Source organism: Deltaproteobacteria bacterium (genome assembly GCA_018668695.1).
Taxonomy (GTDB): Bacteria; Myxococcota; XYA12-FULL-58-9; order XYA12-FULL-58-9; family JABJBS01; genus JABJBS01.
The window spans coordinates 1-6386 of record JABJBS010000102.1 but is presented as its reverse complement, the minus strand read 5'-3'; the positions used below and the strand labels follow the sequence as shown (position 1 = coordinate 6386).

5 protein-coding genes are annotated in these 6386 nt (G+C 47.3%); 3 read left to right on the top strand and 2 right to left on the bottom strand.

Features of this window, described 5'->3' with window-relative positions:
- Positions 1-92: 92 nt before the first annotated feature.
- On the bottom strand, positions 93-1010 hold the full coding sequence (locus tag HOK28_05945; protein ID MBT6432614.1) for a hypothetical protein: 918 nt from the start codon (positions 1008-1010) through the stop codon (positions 93-95).
- Positions 1011-1207: 197 nt separating this feature from the next.
- Between HOK28_05945 and HOK28_05940 the strand changes: the two genes are divergently transcribed.
- Positions 1208-2377, top strand: a complete 1170-nt coding sequence (locus HOK28_05940; GenBank protein MBT6432613.1) for a hypothetical protein — start codon at positions 1208-1210, stop codon at positions 2375-2377.
- Between the two features lie 851 nt (positions 2378-3228).
- On the opposite strand, the gene HOK28_05935 is transcribed toward HOK28_05940, so the two are convergent.
- Positions 3229-3483: a hypothetical protein gene (locus tag HOK28_05935; GenBank protein MBT6432612.1), complete on the bottom strand. Its 255-nt coding sequence runs from the start codon at positions 3481-3483 to the stop codon at positions 3229-3231.
- Between HOK28_05935 and HOK28_05930 the strand changes: the two genes are divergently transcribed.
- A complete protein-coding gene (locus HOK28_05930) occupies positions 3482-4813 on the top strand; it encodes a hypothetical protein (protein ID MBT6432611.1) in 1332 nt (443 codons plus the stop codon). The genes HOK28_05935 and HOK28_05930 overlap by 2 nt on opposite strands.
- 120 nt (positions 4814-4933) lie before the next feature.
- On the top strand, positions 4934-6280 hold the full coding sequence (locus tag HOK28_05925) for a hypothetical protein (GenBank protein ID MBT6432610.1): 1347 nt from the start codon (positions 4934-4936) through the stop codon (positions 6278-6280).
- Positions 6281-6386 lie beyond the last annotated feature (106 nt).

Genomic DNA, 6386 nt, shown 5'->3' with positions numbered 1-6386 from the left:
CAATTCCTCCCACCACAAGGTTATTGGGCAACGCATAGTAGCGAATATCGTCATTGAGTTCCCAGAGTGCATTGGATTATTCTTGGCTGGATTCAAGGCTTGATAAGTTGCTCGGGGCCAATCGCATTAAGAGGTTCATTCTTCTCAACCTCAAATTCAAACGTGTGAACCAGACCATTTTTTGTGTTCAGGAATCCGCATCCCAAAACCCAAACCTGCCCGCAGCGGCCCTCATACATCACTTCGCCATTTTTGGTGACTTCGTATCCATAGGTCCAAAACATAACGTGGTTGATATAATCTATTCGAACCTTGTTTCGGCCTACTTTAAAATGTGAGCTCAACTTGATTTCACACGTACGTGAAAAATCACATTGATTGATTTTCTTCCCGTTTACGTAAACATCAGCCGTGTCATCAATATTGAAAACCGTAGCAACCCATTCGTCTGGTGGTTTCGGCGCCAACGCCAATTGCCTCGCCTCTTGCGCGATGGCTTCTTGATGTTTACGGACATCTGCTTTTGATATTTTCAGCAAGACATAAACCGACCACAATGGCTCACCTTCAGAAGTTTGCTCATGAGAGACAAAATAATCATCGGCCTTAATAAGTGCGCTCACCGTATGGCTTACGCTTTCTTTAATCGTCTCCTCAAATTGCATTCGGTATTGCTCATCCTTGAAAATGCTCTGCAGATAACTGGATGTTTCAATATCCACACCTAGAAAGCGCCCATACTCTTGCTCGGCATCTCTTTGGGCCGAATGGAAAGATTCGCGTAATGGCCGGCCCCAACTCGGCTTAGGTTCCTTACTCTGCCCTACAAAATAAAGTGTTGTGCTTGCTGCATCGGCCTTACAGTTCGGCGATTTAACCCAGCATGGTTCATCAGCAACCTTCACGTTCCCGGTGCTCACAGGTGTCTTCTGAATGGTTGAAGCAGAGCAGCCTATGACGCTGCAGAAAAACGCGATTAAAGAGACTGTGTGAAAGAACTGCCGCGACATAGAGGCCCTCTTTGGTTGGTAAGCCTAAAGAGCTTAAGGGATATGACGAACCACCTCCAGGTTTATTCAATTTGAATAAAAAAACGTGAGTTCCTGCTTAATCCCTTTATCTAATCCCCTTATACCTCTACAACTGGCAACTTGTATTGGCCCTACAACTACGAACAATAGAGTTTAGCACTTGCAAGGAAGACAAAATGCAAAAGAACACGGTTTTAATAATGAGCATCCTTTTACTCTCCAGTGGTTGCGGGGAGAATGATTCAGAATCACCAGAGGGCAATACCTCAACCATGGTGAATCAACTTGCTCTAGAAGATTGTTCTGAGTTTGGCTGTCCTAATGGCTGTGTGCAAATTGATTATGGCATGGATGAAAATGCGAACGGTGCACTGGATGCAAGTGAGATTGATGGCACTGAATATATTTGTCATGGCTCTAATGGCGAAACTGGCGAAACTGGCGAAACTGGCGAACAAGGCGAAACTGGCATCGATGGTGCGGACGCATATCAGGTTCTCATTGACTCGGAAAAATATTTTGTAGCAATGTACGGTTGTGTTCAAGGTTATCAAGAGACCAATATAGGCCTCGATGACGGTTTTGGTGGTGGAGTAGCAGATGATGGTATTTTGCAAGAGACCGAAATACTAACAAGTATGATTTCTTGTCTCGCCCCAGATCTTGACGATGATTCACTTTTAAATATGGACGATGATTGTCCTCAGATTTATAATATAACCGATGCTTGTGCACCAAGTTATACTCAAGATGGCTCAGAATGTCTTCCTGATTATGCGCAAAGTGGCACCGCGTGTAACGACGGCAACAACGACACAAGCAATGATGTATGTAATGGCGGCGGTTCGTGTTCAGGTACAGTTTATTCTTGCCCTGACCCTACAGTTTGCACACTAAGCTATACTCAAAATGGCTCAGGGTGTGTTCCTGATTACGCGCAAAATGACACCGCTTGTAACGACGGCAATAACGGCACAAAAAATGATGCATGCAATGGCGCCGGCTCATGTTCCGGCACAGTTTATTCTTGCCCTGGCGCTACAGCTTGTACAGCAAGCTACACTCAAGATGGCTCAGGATGTCTTCCTAATCACGCACAAGGTGGCACTGCCTGTAACGACGGCAATGACGGTACAAAAAATGATGTATGTAATGGCGGAGGCTTGTGTTCAGGTACAGCTTATTCTTGCCCTGGTACTACATCTTGCACACCAAACTACACCCAAAATGGTTCAACGTGTTTTCCTTACTACGCATCAAACGGCACCGCGTGTAATGATGGCAATAACCTCACATTTAATGACGTATGTAATGGCAGCGGATCCTGTTCAGGCACACCCTTTTAGAAAATAGATTAAAAATAGATTAAGCAGGAACTTGTGGATGTTGGGGTACTAAATACTCCCCCTCCCTCTTTAAGGTGCCACTTTAAGGTGCCACCTGTATTAATATGACACACGTCACACCCAGCTGCGACACCATCTCTTCAGTCCAATTTCATAACTCTTTGTTTTCTCTGGGGTGCGGCAGATATAACCTAATGGCACGCTATCTGTATATCTAAAAAGCATGCGCCCTATCCGCATTTTCGAACAAGACAAACTCTATTTCATTACCATCAGAACCATCCAAGGCCGCCTCTTGCTTCGCCCCTCCCCGCTTATCAACAAAACCATTGGTGCTATCTTGGCCAAAGGACTCAACCTCTACTCAGTGAGCTTATATGCCTTTGTGTTCACTTCTAACTACTTCCACATCATCCTGTCTGGACACAAATCCCTAAATCACACAGATAAAGCTGTGAAGATTATTGAGGTAGGTGGCACCTTTTAAGGGTCTTAAGGGTCCGACACTACAACCGGCCAAAAAAGCCGAGATGTGAGCCAGATCACACTGTCCAACTCTTGATGAAAAGAAAAAGTACATCCGAGCTTCTTTATTTTTCAATTTAGATTTCGAATCCGTGATCCAGGTCACATCAAAACCCATAAAGCACTGAAACATATAAAAAAAAGCTTAACGCAAGCCGTTCAACAAAATTAACCAGATTCCATGCTCTTCTCGTAGGGTTGATCAAGAGCGGGAACCTCGATTCCCAATCTGCATCACCGTTTTGAAATTTTGTATCAAACGGAAATGGAAATACTGAGAGCCAAAATATCCAAGGTGACGGCAATCAAAACAAGAAAGCTTAAACTTAGTTTTCAATAAAAAAGGTCTTGAACATGGTACGCCCTGCTGAAACATCACAGTCTACAATGATCCCGCTAAATGGAACCGCTGCACCCCGTGCTGCTAGAACCTCTTCAACAATGAAACCGACTTCAAAACCAACCGGGATGCAACCGGCCCGAGACCAATTCGGCAGTGGCACCAGACCAGTCGCTTCGACCCTTAACGCAGGATTAGGGCGCGGGCTAACAACACCGTCTGGTGCTAGCCCAAGTCGCATGGCACCACCTCAAGTTAATCTCCGTCATCCAAGCTTCGAGCAAATCGTATCTACCCTTGGAAACAACCCAATCGATGAAGGCATCATTTGGGATGGCATTGAAGCCGTGGAATATCAGATTGAACACACCTCAACTTACCAACGAGCATTTAGCGACGACTTCCGAAGAAACTTAGGCCAAATGTCGCAATCTCAAGTAGAGAGAGCGGTCTCCAGGGCCATCGACGGGCGTTATCCAGACATGTCCACTCAGCATCACGAGATGTTAAGAGATCATGTCGTTGCTAGCATGAAAGACAGCGTCATGTATGGCGCAGCATGGGACATGCGTGATCAAGCTATCGGTATGCTCACGACCGCGGAGGGTCAATTGCGCGAGGTATCCCAGAACCCCGATCGGCTTGAACTGCTGGGAAGAGTCATACACCGCCTGCAAGGTGGCACTCCGGCGGACCAGCAAGCAGCCTCGCAGATGCTCGATGGGCTAGGGCTAGAGTCATCCGATCTACGAAACACTTCAGCCATGTCTCACGCAATTGAAGAACGGGCTAACGAAATACATTCACAAAAACGTCAGCTGGTAAATCTCGCTCCTCAAAATCTCTTATCGACTATTTCCCAAATGCCTGGTGCAGCAGATGCTCTGCGACGACAGTATGCACCGAGAGCCAATAGCTTTCTAGCAGAAGGTATAAACGAGGCCATTAGTCAGGGAGCATCCGCGAATTCAAGAACCGCTTGGGCACGGTCAGGCGCGGCCATCGTAGCAGGAGTTGGAATCGGTATCCTTACTGCCGGTGCTGGAGCAACCGCGACCATAGGTTTTTTCGCTGGTGCTGGTACCAGCGCTGTGATGGGACTGCCCGGCTTGGCTGATACGGTTACTGCGGTTGAACGAGCCCAAGCATACGAATCTGCGGGCATCGTTGATGACCAAGGAAGCGAAAATGCAGTGCGGAACCGTAATGTCGCCGCCGGGGTTTATGTTGCAGGGATCGTGATTCCGAATGGGGTTGCATCTGCATTTTCCAATACGGCTCGCAGCGTCGGCAGCGGTACCGCTTTGTCGTTGGTTGCCGAAGTGGTCGGCAACAGCACCGATCTAAGCCACGAAGGACTTTCAGACTTAAGAGAGCAACTAAACACCATGTCTGAATCTGCCAGAATTGCCTATAGCACCGCTTTTGATGATGCCTTCGACCAAGCAGGTATTCCAGCAGGACCCCGACCTGCCCTGCTGGCCGCACTTCTCCTGCAAGATGGAACGAATATTTTGACCCAAGGCCCAAGGGCAGCGCAACAAACCTTAAATAGATTCTTGACCGAATAGAAATACCCTCTCTTTAAGGTGCCATCGGTATAAATCGGAGTGCCAAGACCGCTGTTTCACGCAACAAAATGTCCAAACTTGCGATACTAGAGTTAGACAACGGTAAATAATGAGGTTTTTGTGTCTAAAGAACTGAAAATAGAGCGCCCACTTGGCTCCCATGAAGAGATGTATTGGCGCCTTGATGCAGGCCAGTCCTTAAACTTCACTGTTCGAGCCACGATTTCAGGGGGACTCACACCAGATCTTACCCGTGGCGCGCTCGATGCTCTCCAACAGCGCTATCCCAAGCTTCGAGTAAAAATTATTTCAAAACGCGGTAGACCTTTTTTCCGTCACACGGCAGTTCCAATTCCTCTTCGTGTGTTTCGTGGCGATGAAGCAAAAGCTCTTGCTTTAATGGAGGAAAATATAAACCAGCCCTATGATACCACTGCGGGTCCATTGATGCGTGTTAGCCAGGTTATCCACGGAGCCAACAAATCAAGCATTCTATTTTCGTTTCACCACTCAATCAGCGATGGGCGCTCCACACTTTTAATGTTTAAAGATTTTATTCTTTATGCGGAAAAATTGTTTCGAGGCGAAGTACTGGTTGTTGAATCTAGACCGATGGTGCCAGCATTCGAAGACCTCCTCCCAGCCGAAGTTAAAGGATGGAGAGGATTTATCTTATTGCTTCGGGCGATGGGCCGACTGGCACGTGGAGTATTGGCAACCGGTTTCCCCTTCCGTAGCTTACCCAAGACACGACGGTCTTCTTTGGGCGAACGTCAGGTTGTTGTTTTTGAGGAAACACTTGAACCTGATGTAACCGAGAACCTAATCAAGCTTGCTCGCCGGCATAACACCACACTTCATGGAGCCCTCCATGCGGCTTTTGTGCTCTCGGCTTGCCATGAAATTTCTGCCGAAAAATCCCTCAACCTATTCGCGGGAACCGTCACAGATATTCGCTCCACGCTTTCCGATGAAGCTGTGGGAGCAGCTGGTCTTTTCGCCACAGTTGCTGGCGGACCCATCCAGGCATCATCGAAAGACTCGCTTTGGCAATTGGCTCAAGAATTACGAACGCGGCTGCTAGCTGATGTAGAAAGTCAGATGAACCTCATTCTTACGCTTCTTCCTTATCGCGTCTCAAATTGGGTTATGCGTATGATTGGTCCTTGGGCGGCGAAGCCGTTTATGAACATACTTGATGCATCTCATCCACCCACCATTCCTCTTTCTAATTTAGGCGCCATTGAATATTCCGAATTCGGTGGTGTTTTTGATATTGAAAAGCTGTGTGTCGTATCAGCGCCATCCATTCTTGGGACTGTCTCCGGACATGCTGTCACCGTTAAAGGAAGGCTCAATTTATCGGTTGGGGGCTCGGCTCCCACGATTAACCCGGCAATGATTCAGCGCTATCTCAGTAGAGCGGTTCAAATGCTGGTTAGAGAAACCGAAGCCAGCATCGTTTAGGACTCAAAAAAGTTTTAGCACAGCATCCACACACAAGGCCCAAGCACTCAAAGCGTTCAAAAAGACCTTGGTGTCACACAACCTGCCCGCAGCTGCGCAAAGCTTT

Coding starts and splice junctions, on each gene's coding strand:
- HOK28_05945 (MBT6432614.1), bottom strand. CDS start 1,010: ATGTCGCGGCAGTTCTTTCACACAGTCTCTTTAATCGCGTTTTTCTGC.
- HOK28_05940 (MBT6432613.1), top strand. CDS start 1,208: ATGCAAAAGAACACGGTTTTAATAATGAGCATCCTTTTACTCTCCAGT.
- HOK28_05930 (MBT6432611.1), top strand. CDS start 3,482: ATGGCACCACCTCAAGTTAATCTCCGTCATCCAAGCTTCGAGCAAATC.
- HOK28_05935 (MBT6432612.1), bottom strand. CDS start 3,483: ATGCGACTTGGGCTAGCACCAGACGGTGTTGTTAGCCCGCGCCCTAAT.